The organism is Croceicoccus sp. (assembly GCF_983967925.1).
Genome location: NZ_CFETID010000002.1, coordinates 21,414 through 45,436 on the forward strand (window position 1 = coordinate 21,414; position 24,023 = coordinate 45,436).

The 24,023-nt window shown below is 64.0% G+C and carries 15 protein-coding genes; 11 read left to right on the forward strand and 4 right to left on the reverse strand.

Features of this window, described 5'->3' with window-relative positions; all coding sequences use genetic code 11:
• Positions 1-8: 8 nt before the first annotated feature.
• Genes AC4FIJ_RS01465 through AC4FIJ_RS01475 form a run of 3 tightly spaced genes read left to right on the forward strand, consistent with a single transcriptional unit; the run spans position 9 to position 3,528 of the window.
• Entirely contained in the window at positions 9-620 is a 612-nt protein-coding gene (locus AC4FIJ_RS01465; RefSeq protein WP_490334957.1) for a histidine phosphatase family protein, read from the forward strand.
• Complete coding sequence (locus AC4FIJ_RS01470) at positions 617-2,320, forward strand: capsular polysaccharide export protein, LipB/KpsS family (protein ID WP_490334958.1); 1,704 nt, start codon at positions 617-619, stop codon at positions 2,318-2,320. The genes AC4FIJ_RS01465 and AC4FIJ_RS01470 overlap by 4 nt, the downstream gene beginning before the upstream one ends.
• A complete protein-coding gene (locus AC4FIJ_RS01475) occupies positions 2,317-3,528 on the forward strand; it encodes a glycosyltransferase family 4 protein (protein ID WP_490334959.1) in 1,212 nt (403 codons plus the stop codon). Before AC4FIJ_RS01470 ends, AC4FIJ_RS01475 begins: the two co-directional genes overlap by 4 nt.
• 4 nt (positions 3,529-3,532) lie before the next feature.
• On the opposite strand, the gene AC4FIJ_RS01480 is transcribed toward AC4FIJ_RS01475, so the two are convergent.
• On the reverse strand, positions 3,533-4,114 hold the full coding sequence (locus AC4FIJ_RS01480) for a sterol desaturase family protein (protein WP_490334960.1): 582 nt from the start codon (positions 4,112-4,114) through the stop codon (positions 3,533-3,535).
• Between the two features lie 114 nt (positions 4,115-4,228).
• Here AC4FIJ_RS01480 and AC4FIJ_RS01485 point away from each other — a divergent pair, with 114 nt between their 5' ends.
• The 4 genes from AC4FIJ_RS01485 (at position 4,229) to AC4FIJ_RS01500 (ending at position 9,203) form a co-directional block, all read left to right on the forward strand.
• Positions 4,229-5,020: an SDR family NAD(P)-dependent oxidoreductase gene (locus tag AC4FIJ_RS01485; protein WP_490334961.1), complete on the forward strand. Its 792-nt coding sequence runs from the start codon at positions 4,229-4,231 to the stop codon at positions 5,018-5,020.
• A gap of 177 nt (positions 5,021-5,197) precedes the next feature.
• Positions 5,198-7,324, forward strand: a complete 2,127-nt coding sequence (locus tag AC4FIJ_RS01490; protein WP_490334962.1) for a TonB-dependent siderophore receptor — start codon at positions 5,198-5,200, stop codon at positions 7,322-7,324.
• A gap of 2 nt (positions 7,325-7,326) precedes the next feature.
• Positions 7,327-7,902 carry a hypothetical protein gene (locus tag AC4FIJ_RS01495; protein WP_490334963.1) on the forward strand — a complete coding sequence of 192 codons (576 nt, stop codon included), beginning with the start codon at positions 7,327-7,329 and terminating at the stop codon, positions 7,900-7,902.
• Positions 7,899-9,203, forward strand: coding sequence for a PepSY-associated TM helix domain-containing protein (locus AC4FIJ_RS01500; RefSeq protein WP_490334964.1), 1,305 nt, complete (start codon positions 7,899-7,901; stop codon positions 9,201-9,203). The genes AC4FIJ_RS01495 and AC4FIJ_RS01500 overlap by 4 nt, the downstream gene beginning before the upstream one ends.
• On the opposite strand, the gene AC4FIJ_RS01505 is transcribed toward AC4FIJ_RS01500, so the two are convergent.
• A complete protein-coding gene (locus tag AC4FIJ_RS01505) occupies positions 9,204-11,780 on the reverse strand; it encodes a cellulase N-terminal Ig-like domain-containing protein (protein ID WP_490334965.1) in 2,577 nt (858 codons plus the stop codon).
• Between the two features lie 84 nt (positions 11,781-11,864).
• Positions 11,865-13,388, reverse strand: a complete 1,524-nt coding sequence (locus AC4FIJ_RS01510) for an LTA synthase family protein (RefSeq protein WP_490334966.1) — start codon at positions 13,386-13,388, stop codon at positions 11,865-11,867.
• A gap of 268 nt (positions 13,389-13,656) precedes the next feature.
• Here AC4FIJ_RS01510 and AC4FIJ_RS01515 point away from each other — a divergent pair, with 268 nt between their 5' ends.
• Complete coding sequence (locus AC4FIJ_RS01515; RefSeq protein ID WP_490334967.1) at positions 13,657-14,919, forward strand: capsule polysaccharide biogenesis protein; 1,263 nt, start codon at positions 13,657-13,659, stop codon at positions 14,917-14,919.
• A 48-nt stretch (positions 14,920-14,967) separates the two neighbouring features.
• Here the strand turns inward: AC4FIJ_RS01515 and AC4FIJ_RS01520 are convergent, their stop codons facing one another.
• Entirely contained in the window at positions 14,968-16,098 is a 1,131-nt protein-coding gene (locus AC4FIJ_RS01520; protein WP_490334968.1) for a polysaccharide biosynthesis/export family protein, read from the reverse strand.
• A 225-nt stretch (positions 16,099-16,323) separates the two neighbouring features.
• Between AC4FIJ_RS01520 and AC4FIJ_RS01525 the strand changes: the two genes are divergently transcribed.
• The 3 genes from AC4FIJ_RS01525 (at position 16,324) to AC4FIJ_RS01535 (ending at position 23,921) form a co-directional block, all read left to right on the forward strand.
• The gene (locus tag AC4FIJ_RS01525) at positions 16,324-18,060 is read left to right on the forward strand and encodes a glycosyltransferase (RefSeq protein ID WP_490334969.1); all 1,737 of its coding nucleotides are present in this window, start codon (positions 16,324-16,326) and stop codon (positions 18,058-18,060) included.
• Positions 18,061-18,370: 310 nt separating this feature from the next.
• Positions 18,371-23,128: a glycosyltransferase gene (locus tag AC4FIJ_RS01530; protein WP_490334970.1), complete on the forward strand. Its 4,758-nt coding sequence runs from the start codon at positions 18,371-18,373 to the stop codon at positions 23,126-23,128.
• 55 nt (positions 23,129-23,183) lie between these two features.
• Complete coding sequence (locus AC4FIJ_RS01535) at positions 23,184-23,921, forward strand: class I SAM-dependent methyltransferase (RefSeq protein ID WP_490334971.1); 738 nt, start codon at positions 23,184-23,186, stop codon at positions 23,919-23,921.
• The last annotated feature ends 102 nt before the right edge of the window (positions 23,922-24,023 follow it).

Genomic DNA, 24,023 nt, shown 5'->3' on the forward strand with positions numbered 1-24,023 from the left:
TGGCCGTCATGTTCATCATCGTCCGCCATGGCAATACGTTCGAAGCCGGTGAACCGCCGCGCCGCATCGGAGCGCGCACCGACCTGCCGCTGACGGCGCAGGGCAAGGCGCAAGCGGATGCACTGGGCGAGCATTTCGCGGGGGCATCCGTCCGGTTTTCCAAGGCGCTGATCTCGCCGCTGCTGCGCACGCGCCAGACGGCCGAGGCCATCCTGTCGCATCAGCCGGGCGGCGGCCCGTCCCCCGAAACAGCCGATTTCCTGCGCGAGATCGACCACGGCCCCGACGAGAACGCCACCGAAGAGGCCATAACCGCCCGCATCGGTGCCGAGGCGCTGGCCCGATGGGACGCGCGGGCAGTCCCGCCCCCCGATTGGCAAGTCGATGTTGATGCGCGTATCGCCGCGTGGCGCGCGCTGTTTGCGCAGGGCGGCGAAAGCGGTCATATCCTGCTCGTCACCAGCAATGGCGCGGCGCGCTTTGCCTTGATGGCGGATCCGGGGCTTGCCGATGCGGCAACGGCGGCGGGGACGCTGAAATTGCCGACGGGGGGTTACGGCGTGATCACACGCGATGCCAAGGGTGCGCTGGAACTGAAAGGCTGGGGCATCCGGCCATGACCGCACAACCATTGCTGCGCCCGCCCACGTTTCCGGGCGGCCTGCCCGTGCGCTCGCAGCGCTCCGCACCCCCCGCCGATACGCCCCTTGCAACGGCGGACCGCGAGGCGCTGTTCGAGCAGGTCAGGCAGGCCCGCGTCGGCGGTGATTTCTGGGGACCGCGTGCACGGCCGACCTCGCCATTCGAGGTCGTCTTTCGTCCGCGCAGCCTTTCCGATGTGCGCAAGCTGCTCCCCTTGTTAGACCGCGCCGCGACCTTGTGGATCGTGCGCGATCCGGCATTGCGGCGCTTGCTTCACGAACTGGGCGCAAGCGGCGAGGTGCTGTGCGCGGGCGACGTCGATCCATGGTCGGTGCTTCCGGATACCGGCCTTATTCGCGCGCATGGCGATGACGAATGGTTGGCGATTGCGCGGATCGCCGGGGTGCGGGTCGAAATCATTGCACCCGGACGATACGGCAAGCCCGGCGACGATGCCGAAACGCTGGATTCGCGCGCCGCTGCGGCGCTGAATCGCGGGATGGCGGATCCCTTCGGCAGTGGGTGGCTGAACGCGCGGCAAGCCATCGCACTGCTTGCCGACTGGCGCCGCACGATCGACGCCAATCGCGGCGAACCCGGCCATACCATCGTCGCGGCCAGCGGCATCGCATGGTGGAAGCGCGCCGAAATCCGCCATTTCCTCTGGACCCCCGGCCAGCGCCTGCGCATCGTATCCAGCCCGCGCCGCGCCGTTGCCGTCGCCGCCAAGAGAGGCGGCGCGCTGGCGATCTGGCCCTCGCGCGTGTCTCCCGCGCTTCTGGCCGATGCGGAGCGACAGGGCGTTCCGGTCGTGCGGGTCGAGGACGGCTTCGTGCGTTCGGTCGGGCTGGGCAGCAATCTCGTTCCGCCATCGTCGATCATCGTCGACCGGCGCGGCATTCATTTCGACCCGTCGGCACCGAGCGCGCTGGAGGACATCCTCGCCACTGCCGATTTCAGCGAGGAGCTGCTGATCCGCGCTCGCGCGCTGGCGGAGACCATCCTGTCCGCAGGGATCAGCAAATATGCCGCTGGCCGCGACGACAGCGCCCTGCCCCCGCGCACGGACCGCCGCGTGGTGCTGGTGCCCGGTCAGGTCGAGGATGACATGTCGGTGCTGGAAGGCGGCGGCGGGCTCACGTCCAATCGCGAACTGCTGCGCCGCGTCCGCGCGCTTGAGCCCGATGCCGAAATCTGGTGGCGGCCCCATCCCGATGTCGATGCCGGCCACAGGCGCGGCGCGGTGGCGGACGAGGACGCGATGATCCATGCCGACCGCATCATGCGCGGAGGCAGCATGGCGGCGCTGCTCGACCGGGTCGATGCAGTGCATGTGCTGACCTCGCTGACCGGGTTCGAGGCTTTGATGCGCAGTCGCGAGGTCATTTGCCACGGCACGCCCTTCTATGCAGGCTGGGGCCTCACGCGCGATCTGGGTCCGGTTCCCGATCGGCGGGGGCGCAAGCTGGATATCGACCAGTTAGTGGCTGCTGTGCTCATTCTCTATCCGCGCTATCTCGATCCCGTGACGCGCCTGCCTTGCCCGCCTGAAACGCTGGTGGCCCGCATGTCGCAGGATAGCGCGGTCAACCGGCAGGGATGGGTCGGGCCGCTCCGCCGCTGGCAGGGCCGTGCCATGTCCCGCTTGCGCAGCCGCTTAAAGCCAGGCTCGCGATGAGCGGCGTGATACTCGACATCTCGCGCCTGATTTCGCGTGTGCGCCATGTCACGCCGTCGGGCGTGGACCGCGTGGAAATGGCCTATGCGCGGGGATTGCTGGACGCATATGGGCAGGATCTGTCGTTTGCTGCCGTGCATCCCTCGGGCCCCTACGGCAGGCTGAAGAGAGAGGCGGCGCTCGCCTATCTCGACGAGCTGGAACGGCGCTGGGCGCATGACAAGGAAGACAGCCGCCAGCGGTCGCTGGGATCGGCTGTGCCTTGGCTGACGGCCCTGCGTCCCATTGCGCGCGGGATTGGGCGCGGCAGCGGACCCGGCGGTGTGCTGGTGCAGGTCTCGCCGCATCATCTCACGCGAAAGGGTCAGGTCGGCAGAATACTGACGCGTGAGAAGGCTCGCTACCTCGTTCTGGTTCACGATCTGATCCCGATCGAATATCCCGAATATGCGCGTCCCGGCGGGGCGGAGCTGCACGCAAGGCGCATGGATACGGTGGCGACCCACGCCGATGCGGTGATCGTCAATTCGCAGGCGACCGGCGCATCGCTGACCCGCTGGATGGGCGCAAACGGGCACAAGGTCCCGCCCATGCATGTCGCGCTTCTGGGTACGGAGCCCGTGAGCGAAGCGCCGCCTTTCGGCTTCGACGACAAGCGGCCCTATTTCCTCTGCCTAGGCACGATCGAGCCGCGCAAGAACCACTTGCTGCTGCTCCATCTATGGCGGCAGATGGCCGAAAGCCTGCCCGCGGAATCGATCCCTCGCCTTGTCATCGTCGGGCGCCGGGGATGGGAGAACGAGCAGATCCTAGACCTGCTGGATCGCTGCGAGGCGCTGAAACCGCATGTGACCGAGATTAACCGCTGTTCCGACCGCGAACTGGCCGGACTGCTGCGCGGTGCGCGCGCGCTCGTCATGCCCTCCTTCGCCGAAGGGTACGGCATGCCGATTGCCGAGGCGCTGAGCGTAGGCACGCCCGTCATCGCCAGCGATCTGCCTGCCCATCGCGAGGTGGGCGGCGACGTGTCCGATTACCGCGATCCGCTGGATGGTCCGGGCTGGCGGCAGGCGATCATGGACCATGCCGCGCCAGACGGCGGAACGCTCTACAAGGAACAGATCGCGCGAATCGGCGGTTGGCATGCGCCGGACTGGCCTGCGCATATGGATATCGCGCGCAAGGCCATCGAAACGCTGCGCCGCTGAACCCTCAGCGTTTCAGCGAGCGCACCCTGCTGCCGAACAGGCGGTCCCACACGATGAGCGTCACCGCGAAATTCGCATCGCTGTCGATGTGGTGATGGCGCATATGATGCCGCTTGATCGCCCGCGCGAGCCGGCCGCGCATCGGCAATTGATGGCAGGCGAAATGGGTAAGGTCATAGATCACGTAACCGATCATGAAGCCCAGGAACAGCCACGTTCCCGCATCGCCCAGCAGCAGCGCGAAGATACCCCAGATGCACAGCCCCACCGGTATGCTGACGACAGGCGGCATCAGATTGCGCAGCCGGTCATTCGGCTGAGCATGGTGGCTGCCATGGATTAGGAAGGTCACTGCCCTCAGCGGCGCGAACCGGCCTGTCCAGTGGAACAGGTAACGGTGCATCGCATATTCGAACAGGCTCCACACCAATAGCCCCGCCGCGATCAGACCCAGCCCCTGCAGCGGTTCGACCGCGCCCCAGCCCGCCAGCGCGATCAGGGGCAGCAGGACGGCCCAGGTCGCCAGGAACCAGAATGCGGATACGACCGTCAGCCGTTCCAGCCATGCATTCTGGAACAAAGCCATGCGGTTATCGATGGATGCGGCGCGTTTCATCGCCCCAAGTCTGGACAGAACGCGGAACTCCCTGTCAAGCGCTTCGCATCGAATTGGCACCATTACGGGGCAGATAGCTGCAAGATGTCGAAAACAGGTCGCACTTTAGGCCGCCTCGGCCCGCCAGAACGCATATTTGTTAGCGGCGCATCGGGCGGCTTGGGTTGGGCTTTGGCCCGCCATCATGCCGCGCCAGGGGTGTTCCTGTGCCTGTGGGGCCGCGATCTGCCGAGGCTGGAGGAAGTTGCAGCGAAGTGCCGGGCCAAGGGGGCATCGGTCGAGATACGCTCGCTCGATCTCGCCGACGGAGACGCTGCATTGCGCGCTCTGACGGAGGATGACGAGCGTTTTCCTTTCGATCTGGCCTATCTGGTGGCGGGACGCGGCGATACGCGCGCACCGGATGATGCCATCGAAAGCCCGCAACTGGCGCTGCGCCTTGGCCAGATCAATTTCAGCGTTCCGTCAGCAATGGCCAGCGCGCTTGCCGGCGTCATGGCAAAGCGCGGCGGCGGACGGGTGGTGCTGATCGGATCGGCGGCGGGGCAGCACGCGCTTCCCTTTGCCGCCGCCTATGCTGCCAGCAAGGCGGGGCTGGCCCGCTATGCACAGGCCTTGCGCATAGCCGCCGCGCCGCTGGGCGTCAGCGTGACGCTGGCCGCGCCGGGTTTCATCGACACCGCAGCCGGGCGCGCCGTGCCGGGGGCCAAGCCCATGCTGCTGAGCGCCGATGAAGCAGCCCGCCGCATCGCGCGGGCAGCGCTGGCCGGCAAGGGATATTACGTGACGCCGTGGCCCTTCTCGATACTCAGGTTGGTGGACCGCCTTCTGCCCGCGCCTCTGCGGGACCGGCTGCTACGCGCCCTTGCGGTCTGACCCTGCGCAGGGTCCCGAGCTAAAAAGCACGGACTGCACTTCCAGCAAACAACGGGCGCTCGCGCCTGCTTTTCGCTTTTGAATTGCGTACATGACATTTCCCGATAAGTGGAAATACCCTGTTGCAACTGAGAATGACTCGCATTACTTGCAGCCCCATCAAACGAAGGGGACCCCATGCAATTGCTGAAATTCTCGATCCTGTCGGCCACCATGCTCGCGCCGGTCGCTGCCCTCGCCAATGAAAACGCGGTGGAAGCGGAGCAGCCGCGCGACATCGTCGTGTCCGGCGCAAAGCAGGAAAGCGCGTCCGCAACCAAGACCGACACGCCGCTGATCGAGGTTCCGCAGCCGGTCACCATCATCGAGGACGAAGTGTTCGAGGCGCAGGGCGCCATCTCGGTCAGCGACACGCTGAATTACGTCGCGGGCGTCACCGCCAATCCCTACGGCCCCGATAGCCGCGTCGACGGGGCGCTGGTACGCGGGATCAGCGCGCTGCAATTCCGTGACGGCATGCGCGACATCTTCAGCTTTTACGCCAGCATTCGCGCCGACCCGTATAATTTCGACCGCATCGAAATCATCCGCGGGCCCGCTTCGGTCCTGTTCGGTCAGGGTTCGCTGGGCGGCATTATCAACATGGTGTCCAAGACCCCGCAGTTCGAAACCGGCGGCGAGGTGTCGCTGCGCTATGGATCGTTCGACCGCAAGGAAGCGCTGGCCGACATCACCGGTCCGATCACCGACAATCTGGCAGGCCGCGTCGTGGCGCGGGTGCGCGATTCGGGTACGCAGACCGACAATGTGCCCGATGACCGCGTGCTGTTCTCGCCCTCCCTGACCTTTGCGCCGACCGATGCCACGCAGGTTACGCTGATCGGCCTTTATCAGGAGGACGATGGCGGTTCGACGTCGCAGTTCCTGCCGCTGGTTGGCACGATCCTGCCCAATCCGAACGGGCAGCTGGGCAACGATCTCTTCATCGGCAAGCCCGGCTGGGACCGCTATGACGGCCGCCTGCTGCAGGGAACGGTGATCGCCAGCCACGCCTTCTCGCCAGACCTGACGCTGAATGCCAAGGCGCGCTATATCGACAGCGACCTCGACTATTTCACCCATTATCCGAACAGCTATTCGAACCCGCTCGATCCCTATCTGGACGAGGAGCAGCGGCTGATCTCGAATTACGCAAGCGGCAGCCTTGCGAACATGGAGATCTTTTCGACCGACAATAATCTGCAGTACGATTTCCGCACCGGCGATGCGGTCGAACACACGCTGCTGGCGGGCGTCGACTACAGCTGGAACCGGGTCCGCAAGGACAGCGGCTATGCGCTGGAGCCGATCGACATCTACGACATCGATTACGATGCGCTGTCGGATTATGGCGGCTCGATCCCGATAACCGGCGATCCCGGCTTTCTCTACAGCGTCCTGGAAGACACGAAGCAGACCCAGATCGGCCTTTACCTGCAGGACCAGATCCGCCTGTGGGACCGCGTTTCGGTGGTGCTGGGCGTCCGGCGCGACGAGGCCCGCTCGACCTCTTTCGGCGAGGAAGTCTATGACCAGGGCGCGACCACGTTCCGGGCCGGGGTTATCGGCGAAGTCGTCACCGGCGTCTCGCCCTTCTTCAGCTATACCGAGAGCTTCGAGCCGATCAGCGGCGCGGACCTTTACGGCGATCCCTTCGTCCCCAAGACGGGCCGCCAGTTCGAGGCGGGGGTGAAGCTGCACCCGACCGATCGCATCCTCGTCACCGCAACCGCCTATCACATCAAGGAAGCGAACCGCCCCATCGCCGCCGTGGTGCCCAGCCCGGACGACCCGGACATCGTCCTGAACGGCCAGCTGCAGATCGGATCGCTGACGTCAAAGGGCGTCGAGTTCGAAGCCAATGCCACGCTGCCGGGCGAACTGCTGCTGATCGCCAACGCCAGCTATAACGAGGCGGAAGTGGAGGATACCGGCCAACAGCTCGACAATGTGCCAAAGTTCAATGCCTCGCTCTGGGCGATGAAGGACTTTCGCCTGAGCGGCGAGACGACCGCAAGGCTGGGCGCAGGCGTGCGTCATGTCGGCAAGAACAAGTCCTATGGCCCCGCCTTCCCCGACGGCATCACGACGCCCGGCTTCACCCTGGTCGATGCGGTCGCCGAAGTCAGCTGGCGCAACTGGAGCCTTGCGGTCAACGCGACGAACCTGCTGGGCAAGGATTATTATTCCGCCTGCCTCGCCCGCGGCGATTGCTTCATGGGCAGCGAGCGCAATGTGTTCGGCACCGTGAGCTATCGGTTCTGACGATGGGCGACGTGATCCTCCTCACCGGTTATTTGCTGGCCGTCGCCGGGGTGCTCGTGCTGCGCCTGTCCTGGGGCCTCGCTGGACGGTCGCGCATGCTGAATGCCGCAGGCTGGGCGGCGCTGGCTGCCGCCGTGCTGTGCGGGGCGGTCGCGGCAGGTGCGTGGGGGATCACGGTCGTCTCGCTGTGGGCGACGGCAACCGCCTTCGTGCTGCTGGCCGTCGCCGGATGGACGGCGCAGCCCTCGGTAAGGCGCGCGTCCGACCGGCGGGCTGGCATGCTGCCCGAAGGCACGGAGCCGCTGCGTCTTGGCGGGCGCGTGCTGACCTTTGCGATTGTCGCGGTGCTGTCGATGGCGGCGTCCATCGCAGCCGCCCTGTTCGTCCGCTGGGCCGCGCTGCTATGCGGCGCGGCAGAGGGCAATGCCTCGGTCCTCGCGCTGTTCGCGGCGCCGCTGGTTTGGACGATGCTGGCCTATCTTCTGCTGATGACCGGCAGCCGAAAGCGGCAATTCGCGATTCTGGGCGGGACGATCCTGACTGCCCTTCCCCCGGTCCTGTCAGGAGCTATGACATGAGCAAGCCCGTCGAAGCCGGCACGGTGAAGCGAGCCCTGTCCGCCCATGCCGCCATCGGGCTTATCGCCGGCGCGCTGCTCTATCTGGTGTCGCTGACGGGCACGGTCGCGGTGTTCTATGCCGAACTGCAACGCATCGAGCAGCCCGATGCGCCCGAGATGACATCCATCACGCCCGCAGCGGTGCAAAAGGCCGTCGAAACCGTGCTCGGCCGCCAGCCGGCGGAGGCACCGACCACCCATCTCTACGTGCATCTGCCCGTGGAAGACCTGCCCCGTGCGACGATCACCACCGACACCGAAGCCATGCACCTGACTGCCAACGGCGATCTTGCCATGCCCGAGCAAATCGCGTGGTCCGATTTCCTCGTCCAGCTGCACTACACGCTGAACCTGCCTTCACTGGTGGGCATTACCATCGTCGGCATATTGGGCGTCATGATGATGGCGCTGTCGCTGTCGGGCGTGGTCGCGCTGCCGCGCATCTTCCGCGATGCATTCCGGTTTCGGGCGCGCAATCCGGGCGGCGTCGGGCTTGCCGATTGGCATAACCGGCTCAGCGTCTGGACCCTGCCGTTTGGCATCGCCATCGCGCTGACGGGGGCGTTGATCGGGCTGGCGACCGTGACCGCCTATGCGATTGCCGCCAATTACTACGAAGGCGACGTCGCGGCGGTCTATGCGCCGATCTTCGGCGACGAACCGGAAGAATACGACGCGCCCGCTCCCGCACCCGATGTCGCCGCCGCGCTAGCCTATATGACGGCGAACCATCCCGAGATCGAACCGAGCTACGCCATCCTGCACGATCCGCTCACGCGCGGCCAGCATGTGCAGATCATCGCCCTGCACGACAAGCGGCTGATTTTCGGCGAATATTACGGATTCGACGCGGATGGACGCTTTATGGGCACGGCGGGACTGGCGGACGGCGACTGGGGCCAGCAAGCGGCGGCCTCCATCTATCAGCTACACTTCGGGACATTCGGCGGTATCTGGGTCAAGCTTGCCTATGTTCTGTTCGGCGCGGCGCTGACGGCGGTTTGTGCGACGGGCACCTATATCTGGCTGGGCAAGCGCCGCCGACGCGGTCACGACGAGCCGCGATTGCGTGCATTGTGGAGCGGCGTGGTGGTGGGCGCGCCGGTGGCGCTGGCGATCAGCTTCGCGGCGCGTATGACGCTGGGGAACGAGGCACCGCTGACGGCGATCTTCTGGCTGTCCTATGCAGCGGTTATGGCCGGCTACGTCGCCATGCGGGGGCGACCGCGCAGCAGAACTGCACTCGCCACGCCAGCCTGATCATTCCGGCGGATTGCCCTGCCCGCCATAAAGCGCGTCCGCCGCGAGCGCGAGGAACATGTAGTTCGTCGCGCCACCGCCCATCACATATTCGCCCTGCTGCCAGAAAAACGGCCATTCCTTCAGTTCGGGCAAGTCCGGCCGCACCAGATTGGTGCCTGAAATGACGCCGCCCGGGATATAGGACCAGTCCGCCCGGTTCACGCCATAGGCCACGATCGGCGAATCCGCCCCGACACCGGAAACGAAGCTTTCCCCGTTCGCGCCCGGATGGACGCCCAGCACGAAATTGAGCGCATTGAGGAAGCCGTCGCGCGACGTCGCATCGGGCCACCCCTTGTGGAAGAACCACTGGCGCACGCCCAGCGACTGGATCGTCCAGCCCGCGCCCCAGATTTCGGGTTCATAGGGCACGCCATAGGGGCTATCAGTGCGGGCACTGTCCTCGACCTTGCGCTGGTGTTCGGCGACGGCGGCGGCAAGGCGCTGCCGGAAACCTGTGGGGAGCCTATCCTCGATCGAAGCGAGCCGCCAAGCGCTGCCCGCCACATCGGCGATGATCTCACCCTCCATCGCGGCAAGCTGCGCGATATAGCGTTCATCGCCGGTCGATTGCGCCAGTTCGGCCAGCGCGAAGGTCCGGTTAGAGGTGTTCTCCGACTTGCCAAGCGCCGCTGCGGTAATCGCGGCGGCGGCGTCGATGGCTTCCCGCCCCAGCGGCGAACCATTCGCCCGCATCACTCGCCCGGCCGCGGCCAGACCGCCCGCAGTATAGAGTTCGCGGTCCGGATTATTCTCGGTAAAAACCCAGCGGTCGTCCCAGCGGATCGGGTCGCCACTGGTGTCGAGGCCAAGCCCGTCCACCGGCTTTTTCGAGACATTGTCGGTATGGTTGGCCGCATCGCCCAGCATCACATAGGCCCGCAGGCTGGGCGTGATGATCCCGCGATAGAGGCGCCCGAGCGCGCGATAGCCGCCAAGAACCGTGAGCAGCCCGTGCTCGATCTGCTGGACCGCGTCATTGACGCCGTCGGGGTCGTGGATCTCGACCAGCCGGTTCTGCTGATCGATGGTGGTCGCGTCATAGTCGAGCCCGAATTCCTCGACCATCTTGGCCAGCATGTATGTGGTGCCGATCTGCGATTCCACGCGCAGATCGTAATCGCCCGCATCGTGCCACCCGCCGCGGTCCAGCCCAGGCACGTGATCGCCCGGTGCATATCTCGTCAGCGTCGTGGGCCCCTGCACATAACCGTCGATATGGTTGAGATCCGTCGGCGCCATCAGCGCATCGTCAAGATGGTCGAGCCCGTGCCAAACGCGATATTTCTCGTTCACCCGCATGTGGCACATCTGGACAGGCAGGAAATATTCCAGCGTCGGCTGCCACGCGTGCCGCGAAAAGACCTGCGGGTCGATACGGAAAACGTGCGAGGTCGAACCGCCATATTCGATCTCGTAAAGCCCCGGCTGCTGCACCGCGCTGAAATCGAACTGGGCATAGTCATAGCGCAGGAAGTCACCCCATTTCGCAGGCGCGGCCGCCTTGACTTTCTCGCGGCCGGAAGCCGTCAGGCGGTAAAGCGTGGCCTCGCCCGCAGGCGCGCTGCCGGATGCCGTCTCGATCACCGCGCGCTTGGGCTGCGTGGGGGCATAGCCAAGCTGCGATACCTGGATGACGGGCTCATATCGCCAGTCCTGTTCGGTATTCGGGGTGACGATCCATTCGACCACGCCCTTCGTGACGCCTGCCGGGATCGGGGTGCGCACGATGAACCAGCCATTGTTATGCGCCGAGCGGCCGTCGATCAGCTGCAGTTCGCCCTGCCCGACATTGCGGAACTGGATCCGCTGAAGATCAGCATCGGGCGCGACGGTCAGCAGTTGCCCGCTCGCCAGCGGGGCGGCCAGCACCTGGCCGTTGGGGTCCTGCACTGGCCCGTTCACCTGCACGTTGCGCGGCACCGGAACCTTGCCGCCCTCTGCGGTGACCAGCGGCCCCTCAGGCTGGCGATTGAACAGGCCCGATGCATCGTCCAGCAGCCATGCCTTGCCGAACAATTCGCCGGGAAAGAGCTCCATGTTGAAACCGGCGCGCCCGACCCATTCCGCCGGCAGCGGCTTGTCGAGGTCGACGCTCACGCGGAAGGAATTGCCACCCGCAGGCGTCACCGAAACCGTGTAGGCAAGGTCGAGGTCGGGATAGAAGATCGGATTGAAACCCTTACCGTTCTTGGCAGGGTCCGGATAGCGCAGGGTCTGGCGGATGGTTCCGGTAGCCGGATCGATAGTCCGCTCACCCGCCGATACGGGCATGGGCGACCACTGGCCGGGTTCCGGTTCAAGCCGGACATCGCCGTTCGCCGCAACCCGGCTTCCGTGCTGAACGATGGTGACGCCGGTCTGGTGCCCATCGGGATAGATGTCGTCGAACACGATGACGTCGAGACCATGGGCGGATAGATAGCCCTTGTCGGGATCGAGCGTCAGTTCCCCGCTGTCTTCCGGCCCCGCCGCCAACAGCATCGGCGCGCCGATCAAAGCGCCCGTCCACACGCAGAGCCTGCGATACTTCACCGATCCACCCCCCTCGTTCCTGTTATCGGGTGTTAGCGCTATCACGCGCTGCACGGCATTGTCGAGACAGGCGGGAAGCGCCGATCAATCGGCAACGGAGACCACGGCGCCCAGCGCATTGTCGAGGATCAGATGATGCAGCGCGGCGGGCGTCAGGTCGCGGGGCTGCCCATCCCCTTTGACCAACTGTCCGCGAGCATCGAACCGCAGCACCACATAGGGCGTGTGACGGTTGCCGCCCGGTTCGCTGGCACCCGGAATGCTGGGCCGGTGATCGCCGAAAAAGACCAGAAGGGCGGGCCTCTGCAGGGCCGCGATCCCGGCGCGCAATTCGGCCAGCATCGTATCGCCCTTGCCCACCAGCCTCCGATATTTCTCGACCAGGAGACCGGGCGAGCGGCTGTCTGATCCCTGCGCCGCCGCGTCCTTGTCCGCCGACCATGGGCCGTGGTTCTCGATCGTCACGGCATAAAGCAGCGTCGGATCGGTCGCTTCGGCTGCACGGGTCAGGATCTCGTGCGCGATGGCCGCGTCGGTGACATAGCGACCCTCGCCCTTTGCGGGCGGGGCAAAGCTTTCCTCGCCGACCAGCCGGTCGAATCCGCTGGCGGGCAGGATCCGGTCGCGACCGTAAAAGCGCATGTCGTGCGGATGGATGAACAGGCTGCGCCACCCCGCCGGTCGCAGCCGAATCGGCAAGGCATACGAACTGTCGCGCAGCGCCGTCAGGAACGGATCGAACCGGCGGAAACCCAGATCGCTCTCCTCGCGCCCGAACAGCAACGCATATTCGGTGCGCATCGTGTAGGCGCCGAACCCGCTGACCAGCAGATTGCCCCAATGCCACGCGTCGGCGCGCGCCGCTGTCAGCCCCGGCAGAGCCATCGCGGGATCGCCAAAGAGCTCAACCGGATCGGCAAAGGATTCGCACTGGATCGCGACGATCAGCTCGGGCGGGGCGAGGCCGGGGGCGATGGCGCTCCTCTGAACGGGCGGGCATGGCGGGGCATCGGGCATTTCGCGCCAGCGCCGCCAATGCAGGATCAGCGTTGGAACCAGCCCCAGACGCGTCATGTCCGCATCGGGATCGGGCCGCGGTGCGAGCGCACGAAAACCCGGCAACCGCAGGATAGAGGTCAGCGCCGCAACACCGACCAGCGCCAGCCCCGCCCCGATGCCATGCGGTACCGGATCGGCCACGAACAACCACGCCAGCGCCAGCGCCAGCAACGCCGCCACCGCCGCCATTGCCAGCTTTTGCCAGCCCGACAGAGCGGATAGGTAGAATTGCGGATGGCGGAATATCGCGCCCATCAGCGCAAGGTCGGAAAACAGTAGCGGCTCGCCCAGCATGGCCCGCTTTGCGTTCGACGCCAGCGCCAGCAACGCCAACAGCGCGAAGGCCAGCAGCGCCGACAGACCGGCATTGCCGCACAGCGCCAGGAACCCACCATAAAGCGCCGTGCTAACCAGCGTGAGCAGGACAGCACCCTTTGCGCTGCGCCAGGGCAGGCCGAAACGGCGCAAGGGCCGCGGCCGCACCAGCCAGTCGAGCGCCAGCGCACCTGCCACCAGCGGAAGGATCAACAGCAGTATAGGTCCGATCACCGAGGGATCCGTCAGGACGCGAAGGTCCGGTTGAAACATGTCATCAGGGCCATGTCCGTTGCGCATAGTTCAGCGCAGGGTCAAGGTTGGTCCGCTTTGGATCCGTCTATTGCGATGAACCGTGCCGGGCAATCTTGGATTTCCGGCCAGAACGCAGTAGCGGCAAAGGCACATGTTTCGTTCGATAGACAAAGAAAATACCGCTTCACCCGCGAAAGCCGCTGCCGCGCAGCCGGCTGACGGCGCCGGGGATGCGCGTGCGCCTGACGTGGCCACGGAGCTGGCAGTCGCGGGACCGCATTCGCGCAGCCACGCCCCAAAGCGCAGCGTGTTGCTGCTGCAGGGCCTGATGGGTCCCCTGTTCCGCAGGCTGGGGCAGGAGCTGATTGATGCGGGGCACGACGTTCACAAGGTGAACTTCAACGGCGGCGACCGGCTATACTGGCGGCTGCCCGGCGGCATCGAGTATCGCGGATCGCTTGAGCAATGGTCCGGGGCCTTCCGCGACATCCTGAGCGAAAAGCAGGTGACCGATGTCGTGCTGTTCGGCGATTGCCGCGTCCATCACCTCGCCGCCACCGCCGTCTGCCGCGAGATGGAGGTTCCCGTCCACGTGTTCGAGGAAGGCTATATCAGGCCCGACTGGGTGACGCTGGAACTGGGCGGCGTGAATGGCCATTCGCAATTGCCGCGCGACCCGAACTGGTATCGCAAGACGGCCGCCGCCTTGCCGCCCGTTCCCGCACATCAGCAGGTTCCGTTCTCGTTCCGGAGGCGCGCGATGGAAGGGCTGCTGTATAACTGCGCCGACATCTTCACGCGCCGTTTCTATCCGCACTGGACCAATCATCGCCCATGGCACCCAGTGATCGAGGGTGTGGGATGGACGCGCAAGCTGGCCCGCCGCAAGAAGGTGCGCAAACATGCCACCGCCCTGATCGAACGGCTGCTGGTCGAGAAGCCCGACTACTACCTGTTCCCGCTACAGCTCGACAGCGATGCGCAGATCCGGCTGCATTCGCCTTTCGCGGGCGTCGCGGACGCGATGCGCCTGGTCTTCGAGTCCTTCGCCCGCCACGCGCCGCCGCATACGCGGCTGGTTGTAAAGGAGCATCCGCTCGACAACGGGGTGCGCAACTGGCGGGAAGAAGCGGATAGCCTTGCCGCCCTGTTCGGCATTTCGGAACGCGTGGATTACATCGGCTGGGGCGATATCGTGCCGGTCGCGGCGCATTCGCGCGGCATGGTGACGATCAACAGCACCAGCGGCACTTTGGCGCTGGCGCTGGGCGTGCCCGTCGTCGTGCTGGGCCACGCGGTCTATGACATTCCCGACATCACTTATCAGAACGGGCTGGATGCGTTCTGGAACGATCCGGTCGCGCCCGATGAGGACACCTTCGCGGCATTCCGGCGCGTGCTGATCGAACGCTGCCTGATTCCCGGCGGGTTCTTTTCCGAAGAAGCGCTGGACAAGGTCGTGCGCCACGCCGTCGCGCGGTTCGAAGGCAGGGCGCTGCTACCCGAATGATCCGCCCGAACGGCCCCGGCGCATGGCCGGGACCGTCGGTGCGACGGATCAATTGCCCAGGCTGTTGGCGACGGTGGTGACCGTCACGACCGGCGCGAACAGCTGGCTGATCGTCTGGATCAGCAGGCGCGGCTGGTTCGCCTCGGCATTGCCGAAGTAGAGGATGTCGTCGTCGCGTAGCGCGAATTGCTGTGCCAGGAAATAGGTCGGCGTCTTCATCAGGTTGAAGTGATAGACCACCGGCTCCGCCCCGTTCGGCCCGGTAAAGCGCAGCAGGAATACCGCCTGCGGGTCCGCCGTACTGCGATCCGGGCCGCCTGCATTGGCGATCGCCTCCATCACCGTCATAGTGTCGCGGGTGAACGCGAACTGCTGGACCCGGCCCGATGCCCCCATCACCGAATACATCATCGGTTCGGGCAGGATCGTCAGCCGGTCGCCCGGATAGGCCTTCAGATCCTCATACGCGCCGGCCATGACCTTGCTCAGCCGGATGCGCGCCTCGTTCTCGCCGCGCTTCACCCTGAGGACAAGGTCCTTGGGATCGCCGCGATAGCCGCCCGACAGCGCGATCACGTCGGACATGCTTTCCTGGTTGGTTTCCAGCACAAGCCGACCCGGTTGCACCACTTCGCCCGCGACGATCACCGAATTGGTGATGACTTGCTCACGGTTCACCAGAACCTGCGGGTCCTGCGACAGGGTGCGCAGCGACTGGCCGATCATCTCCTGCACTTCGGTGACGGTACGGCCCATCACGTTAAGGCGGCCGACATAGGGGATCGTGATCTCGCCATCGTCATTAACGCGGCTGGCGGGCAGCGCCTGCATCTTGACCGCGGGGTCGAAACTGCCGCCGATCTCCGCGCTCGCGCCCGTGCTGCCGAACAGGGGGATACCCGCTTCATAGATGCTGATCGCCAGCACGTCGCCCGGTCCGACGATGTCGGTCGGCGTCGTGGGCTGCATCGGCAAAGCCCACTGAACGGGGGGCAGCACCGGCGGCACGACTTCCGCGCGGTCCACTTCGACAATGGCAATCTGCGGGCCCGCTCCGGTCTCGACCGCTTCTTCCGCGGTCGATCGGATCTGGCTGCCGGTGGGCCCCGTGCTGGGCAGCGTCGAACAGCCGCACAGGACGCCCAGCGCGACGGGCACCAAGCAATGTTGAAATTTCATGCGCAATTGCAAACCAGTCTGTTATAGCGATCGGCCCACCTAACGAATTACCACTGGCAGGCCTAGTCCGAACTCGCTCTACTCGTCGAACCGATGTCGCCTTGCGGGGAACGCTGTCGCCGCTGCATGGGCGCGCACGGCATGGCCGGGTCGAGGAACGCGCTTCAACCAACTGCAATGACACGATTTTCTTCCCGTTTTCAAACATCGAGACGGCTTGCGTGGATGCGCGATGCGTCGCTGCTGATCCTGTGCCGCCCCGCTCGTCTGGCAGGCGCAGGATGGGCGCGGCTGTGCGGCAAGCGAGTGCGGGCGCGCAACCGGCTGCAAAGCGCCATCGCCAGCCTGCCTTTCGCGCATCAAAGGCTGATGCAGGCCGGCGCGCTGACCGATTTCGAAACGCTGTCCGCCCGCGAGGACGGCGAGATACCCAGGATCGGCGTGCATTTGCACCTGACTGCGGGGGACGCGCCCGACGCATTCCAAACCGCCCTGGCGTCGGTGCAACGGCAGAGCCTGCCGCCAGAGGCGATATTCGTGACGTCCGCGCAAGGCACGCCGGACATCGCATCCGCCGGTGCGGTCCAGATCGTGGAAGGGCATTTTCCGGACAGGACTGCGGGGCTTCGCGCCGCGCTCGATGCGGCGACTGGCTGCGGTGTCGATTTGATGGTGCCGCTCGCATCCGGCGATGCGCTGCCGGGCAATGCGCTGGCGGCCTATGCGGCGTATTATACGGGCGCGGCGGCTGTGCTTTATGGCGATCAGGACGAATTCGGGCGCGGCGGCATAGGCCGCGAACCCTGGTTGAAACCGCAATGGGATCCGCGGCTGTTTCTGTCGCAGGACTACGTCAGCCATGCCTGCGCACTGCGGGTGGATCGGGTGTCTGCCCCGCTAACCGCCGCCCCGCCGCGCGAGGGGGAAAGTCTCTACGAAGTCCTGCTGCGCTTGACGGTCGATCCGGCGGGCCCCGCGCTTCCAGTTGGCCACGTCCCCCGCGTCACAGCCCGTACGCCGGCGGGTGCATGGCAGCGCGAACAGGACAGCCGCCATGCCGCCGTGGCGCGTTTGCTGGACGGGCGGGCCGAAGTGCAAAACGGTCAGCACGGCACGGTCGATGTCCAATGGATCCTGCCCTCCCCGCTGCCCCGCGTCAGCATCGTGGTTGCCACGCGCGACCGCGTGGAACTGCTGCGAAAATGCATGGAAGGGCTGCTGGAAGGCACCGATTATCCCGATTTCGACATCGTTCTGGTCGACAATGACAGCCGCGATCCCGAAACGCTGGACTACATGGACAGCGTCGCCGCCGACCCGCGGGTCCAGCTGCTGCGCTGGCCGCATCCGTTCAACTATTCGGCGATCAACAATCATGGCGCGCGCCATGCGGCCAGCGAATATCTCTGCCTGCTCAACAACGATATCGAGATCATCCATCCCGACTGGCTGACCGCCATGATGCGCGAGGCCGTCCAGCCGGGCGTCGGCGCGGTGGGCGCGCGGCTGCTGTATCCTGACCGCTCGATCCAGCACGCAGGCGTCGTCATCGGCATGGGCAACGCCGCGGGTCACGCGCATCGCGGACTGCCCGAAGGCGAGCCAGGCTATTTCGCGCAGGCCCATGTCGCGCGCGGGGCCAGCGCGGTTACCGCTGCCTGCCTGCTGGTGGCCAAGACGCATTTCGACGCGGTTGGCGGGCTGGACGAGGAAGGGTTGGCGGTCGCCTATAACGACGTCGACCTGTGCCTGAAACTTCGCGCCCTGGGCCTGTCCAATATCTACACCCCCGCCGCGACACTGGTGCATCACGAAAGCAAGTCGCGGGGGCTGGACTTCGCGCCCGAACACATGGAACGCTATTTGCGCGAACTCGCCGTGTTCCAGCAGCGCTGGGACAGCATCGGACATGTCGATGCATGGCATCACCCCCACCTCGACCGGACGAGTGAGGTCTATTGATAAAGACGATACGACGTTCTGCTACGATCCGTAGCAACTCGGTTAGAGCCCGGCCCTGACAAGGAGGCGGATTCCAACGCGTCGGAATCTGCCAAAAACCGGTCACATTTCAGGGGAATGCGTCAGCAACAGCTTATCATGACGACAACGCTGCTATAGGGCTTTACAGAACCGCCCAAGGACTACTGAGAGATAGAGGCCCTGATGAAAAACTGCAGCATTCGGATGCAAGCCGGTGAAAATTAAGAATAATACATCACAGGTTTTGTCCGAGGCTGAGAAGAGGGGGCCAGTTGAGCAGCCTCGCCAGATGATCGTGTTGGGCATGCACCGCTCAGGCACATCCGCGCTGACCAATGCCCTCGCCCGCATGGGCGTGTTTGTTGGTGATCAGGACGAACTGACTGCAAGCAACTGGGAAAACCCGCATGGCTTCTTTGAGCGCCGGGATGCGCGGCGTATTTGCGATGCGCTTTTGCATCGCGGCGAGGCCGACTGGTGGAAAATCTCTCGTTTCGACGCTGGGCAACTGACCAATCCGGTCCTGGGCCCGGCACGCGAGGATTTCATCTCTCTAACCGAAAAGCTGGACGCCAAAGGTCACTGGGCGATCAAGGAGCCGCGCCTGTGCGTGCTCCTGCCGATCGTCCTGCCGTTGCTGCGACGGGTTTTGCCGATTGTCGCTTTGCGGCATCCGATCGAAATCGCTCATTCTCTTTATCATCGCAATGGATTCTCAATCCAGGCCTCTTTGGCACTTTGGGAAACCTACATCCTGCGTGCTTTGCGCGATTCCGATGGTCTAGACCGCTGTTTCGTTCATTACGATGCGCTTATCCGTGATCCTGCTGCTACACTGGAACGGCTGGCGACGCGGCTACAAAGCCTCGGGGTAAGCGGCCTGGATCCCGAGCAGGGTGTAGCAGCGATCGATCCCGCACTTTTTCGGGAAAAGCAAGACGGCGGGCAGGATTGGCGCCTTTCGCCGGAGCAAGCACACCTCTGGGCCATGCTGAAGGACCTTGGCGTAGACGGTGCCGGACTCGAAATCCCGGCAGTTTCGCTACATGCCACACAGATTCTCCGCGAGTTCGAAATCGACCAGACAGCGCGACGTTCCTTGATTTCCGAAAAGGAAGCCAGCGAACGTGAACGCAGCAAGGCCGAGGCCAACCTACAGCGACATCAGGCAGCGGCCGACGAAGCGCGAGCGAAGCTAGGCGCGACCGACGCACAGTTGAAGACGACACGCGCCGAGCTCGAAGCAGCAAAGGCGCGTTCGGCCGAGACTGAAGCGAAGCATGGTAAAGTCTCACGCGAACTGGATGAAACACGCACGAATCTGGCTGGGCTAAACGATCGGTTCGACAGCGCACGCCGTGAACTCGAGGTGACGACAAAGCGACTTCTGGAAATCGGCGACCATCATAACAAGACGCTTTCAAAGCTCGGAGAAGATCGCGAGCGGCTGGTCGGCGAGCGCGAGGCATTGAAGGGTGAACTGACGGCCCAACGCCGGTTGTCGGAGAAGCAGGCGCGAGCACATCAGGACATACTCCGGCGAGCGATGGAGCGTTCCGCCGATGAGATCCGTGCGTTTGGCCGGGCACGCCACAAGGCGGCCACTCAAATCGCCAAATTCGAGTGGAACCTGAACCTGGCCGTCAGGGACAAGGTGTTGCTCGAAGCCGAACGGGCCGCTCAAGCCGCTCTACTCGATGCCATTCTGGGATCGACGCTTTGGCGCGTGCTCTCTCGGATCCGCAAACTGACGCACAATCCCATCGCTGCAAGACGGCGGCGGGATCGAGTGGCGCGCAGCGTTTCGATGGCCGAGGTGATGGCGCTGTTCGATCCCGACTGGTATCGCATGCGCAATCCCGACGTCGCTTTGACCGGTCTGGATCCGCTCGATCACTATTTGCTGCGAGGGGCCGTCCGTGGCCGCGATCCCGGTCCGCTATTCCATGTCGATTTCTACCTCGCGTCGGCGAAAACTATCGGCGAAGACGAGGAAGCGGCCCGCAATCCGCTGATCCACTATCTGACAAGCGGAGCAACGGCCGGCCTCAGCCCCCACGCGCTTTTCGATCCTGCTTTTTACGCGACAGAAAATCCTGATGTCGTCGAGAGCGGCATGAACCCGCTGGTCCATTTCATACTGCACGGCGGACAGGAAGGGCGATCGCCCAGCCCCTGTTTCGACGCGCGCTGGTATCTGGACATGTACCCGGATGTGGCAGCTGCCGGCTGCAATCCCCTGCTGCACTATTTGGATCACGGCACGGACGAGGGGCGCGATCCCGCACCAGATTTCTCGACAAGCGGTTATCTGAAATCGTACCCCGATGTCGTGCGCAGCGCACAGAACCCGCTCATGCATTACCAGCTTTTCGGGCGTTACGAGGGCCGCAATCCTCGGGGCATCGGTGATCCAACCGCTACCGACGGGTCTACGCAGCAACAAAAATCGCCGCAGCCCGTGCCGGCAAACCTCTCTACGATGCGGCCAGTTGCGCCACTCTCCGCCAGCCCGAAGCCTTCCAGGCAGAACAAACTGCCGCTAAGCGCGCTTTTGATCTCCTGGGATATCGGCCATAATCCGGTGGGCCGCGCTTACATGCTGGCCGAAGCTGTGGACCGCGTGGTCGAACACACGGTCATCGCGGGATTTCAGTTCCCGCGATACGGATCGCGGGTCTGGGAGCCGCTGCGCGATTCGCGCCTGCCCGTAATCCCGATCCCCGGACACAATCTGCCAGACATGATCGAACTGGCACGCTCGATTGCGGATCAGGTCCGCCCCGATGTCGTCATCGCCTGCAAGCCCCGTCTGCCGGCCTTGCAACTGGGCATGCAGATCCGGGATGCAGCCGGTTGCCCGCTGATCCTCGATATTGACGATCACGAACTTAGCTTCTTCGCCAATCGCGATCCGATTACGATGGAACAGTTCGAGGCAGTCCAGCCCGGCGAATGGGCAAATCATGTCGAGCCTTACGGCGAGGAATGGACCCGCTTGTGCGAAGGCTTGACTGGAACCGCAGATCGAATCCTCGTCTCCAATACGGCTCTGCAGAAGCGGTTCGGGGGCGTTGTCGTGCCGCATGTTCGCGACGAATCGGCCTTCCAGCCGGTCGATGCCAGCGCGCGGGTGGCGGTCCGCAACCGGTTCGGGGTGCCGATCGACGCACGCGTCGTGCTGTTTTTCGGCACGCCGCGGTTGCATAAAGGGATAGGCGAACTTGCCGCCGCCGTGGCCGCGATCGATGATCCACGGGTGCGACTTGTTATCATCGGCGACGCACCGGATAAGTCGGTAACCGCAAAGCTCAACCAGATCGCGCCGGGCCGGGTCATCCAGATACCCGGGCAGCCATTCTCGGCTATTCCTACGATCATGGCGCTGGGCGATGTGGTCGCATTGCCCCAGGATGTCGACCATCCGATCTCGCAGTTCCAGCTTCCTGCAAAGGCGATCGATGCGATTGCTGCAGGGCTGCCGCTGCTGGTCACACCGACTCCGCCGTTGATGGACCTCGTTTCGGCAGGGCTTGCGGTTCCGTTCGAACCGAAGGGTCTGAAAGATGCCATTGTCGCGGCATTGAACAAGCCGGTTACGCCAGAATCGCAGGCCGCTGTGCGAGAGCGCTTCCTGAGGGGCTACAGCTATCTTTCCGCCGGAGAAAGCCTGCGAAAAATCATCGGCGAAGCGGTTGCGCAGAAGCCCTCTGAAGCTGCGGTTGGCAGCGGCACACGACTTGTCGCTGCGCAATATCGCGCTCTTGGCTGCGAGCCTCCGCAACCCTCCAAGACACTTCCCGAGCAAGGCCGAGACATCGTCATGTTCTGGAAGCAGAACGACAGTGCACTTTATGGCCGCCGCAACGACATGGTCGCGCGCTATCTTGCCTCACGCGACGACGTCCGCCGGGTCATTGTGTTCGATGCGCCGATCTCACGCAACAAGCTAATAGAATTACGCGACCGCGGGCGTTCCGGCGATCAGGACCGCCTCATCTACACGCGCACCATCGAGAAGCAGATGGGGCTTCGCGACGAAGGCAAAATCGCGCGCCGGGTTCTGGTCTACCAGCCACGTCACGTGCGCAACGTGAAGTCAAATGCCCTGCAGGACCAAGTGGTCAACCATGTCAGGGCTACGCTCGAACAGGAAGGTGTCGATCCGTCGCAGGCCGTGTTCTGGCTTTATCCGCGCAATCCCTTCCTCGAAACTCTTGTCGACACGTTCAAACCTGCGCGAGTTGTTACCGATATCGTCGACGACCACCGCGCCTGGCCAAATGTGTCGGAAGACCAGCGCCGGGAACTCGATCAGCATTATACCCGAGTGCTGGGTTTTGCCGATTTTGCCATGGCCAATTGCGAGCCGGTGCGCGCCTCGATGGCGAAGATACGCCCTGATATCCGCCTGATACCCAATGGCTGCGATATGCCCTCTACGGATACCACGCCTTCCTCTTCCGCATTCCAGCGCGTGACCGAATGGCCGGGCAAGGTAATCGGTTTTACCGGCAATCTTGAGGCAAAGATCGACGACGAGTTGATCAAACGCCTGTCTCGGGAGCTTCCGGATGCGCTGATCGTACTCGTCGGTTCGACACACGCCAACCCATCCGTGCGGGAATTGGCGGAGTTGCCGAACGTATTGATGCCGGGGGTGGCGCCTTACGAAGAACTTGGAGCATGGGTCAGCCGCTTCGATGTCGCCATCATTCCGCATCGGCGTATGGCGTTGACCGAGTCAATGAACCCGCTGAAACAATACGTCTACCTCTCCCACGGTGTTCCAGTCGTCGCCACGAACATCAGCGGCCTCGAGGACGTGCCAGGTATTACCGTGGCCTCTGATCAGGAATCGTTCGTTATCGCTGTGCGAGCAGCCCTGGAGGCCCCACGTGCGGCAGTCGCAACACAGGATTTCATCCGCGAGCACAGTTGGGACGCACGGCTTTCCGGGTTCGTCGACGAAATCCTGACGGACGAGAATTCGTCGCCAAAACCTGTCCGGCATGGTTTTGACGAACAGGCAAACCCGTCGGATTGATCTAGATAAGACCTTCGGTCCGATCCTAAGGGCAGCGACCGAAACTGGAGGTAACATGGAATTCGACGCGGACAGCTATTTCGGATCGTGCCCTGTGTGCGGATGGGTCGGAGAATTCGTGCGCAACCATCGCGCGATCCGGGAAACCTATAACTGCGGCGGCTGTCGAGCCTCATTGCGCGAGCAGGGACAGGCTGATGCCCTCGTGCGGCATTACGCCCTACCCGGCGTGACGTCATTGGCAACACTCGTCACTTCGACAAGCATTGCCAGGCTTTCCGTATACGAACCGGGACTCAGCGGAACCCTGCGCCCGTATTTGGGCCGGATCGCGGATTATACACAGTCCTTCTACTACACTCCCGAAGAACGCGCCGCCGCGCCAGTCCGCCATGAGGATTTGCAGGCTCTCAGCTTTCCCGATTGCCGTTTCGACCTGGTCGTAACGTCCGATGTCCTCGAACACGTTCGACATCCTTTATCAGCTTTCGCCGAAATCTTTCGAGTATTGAAGCCTGGCGGTTTGAATCTGTTCACGGTGCCGCTTCAAGAGCCATTGAGGCAACAAACCACTTGGCGCGTGGATACCAGCGGACCGGAAGACGTGCATCTCCTTGAAGAGCAATATCATGGCGACGGCCGTGGCGGCAGGTCGCTGGTCTATGCCAATTTCGGGCGGGATATCGTCGACATGCTGGCAGAAACAGGATTCGAAACCGAACTGGTCTATCCTCGCACGCCGAGCGAAATTGCCAACCGTGCCATCACTGTGAAGGCCGTGCGCCCGTCTTGATTTTGGTCCGCCAATTGAAGCGCTTGGTGAGTTTGCATCGGTAGGGCGATTTGCCTGCCAGGCCCGATACCGATCTGTCACGGAAGAATGAACGGGTTCGTC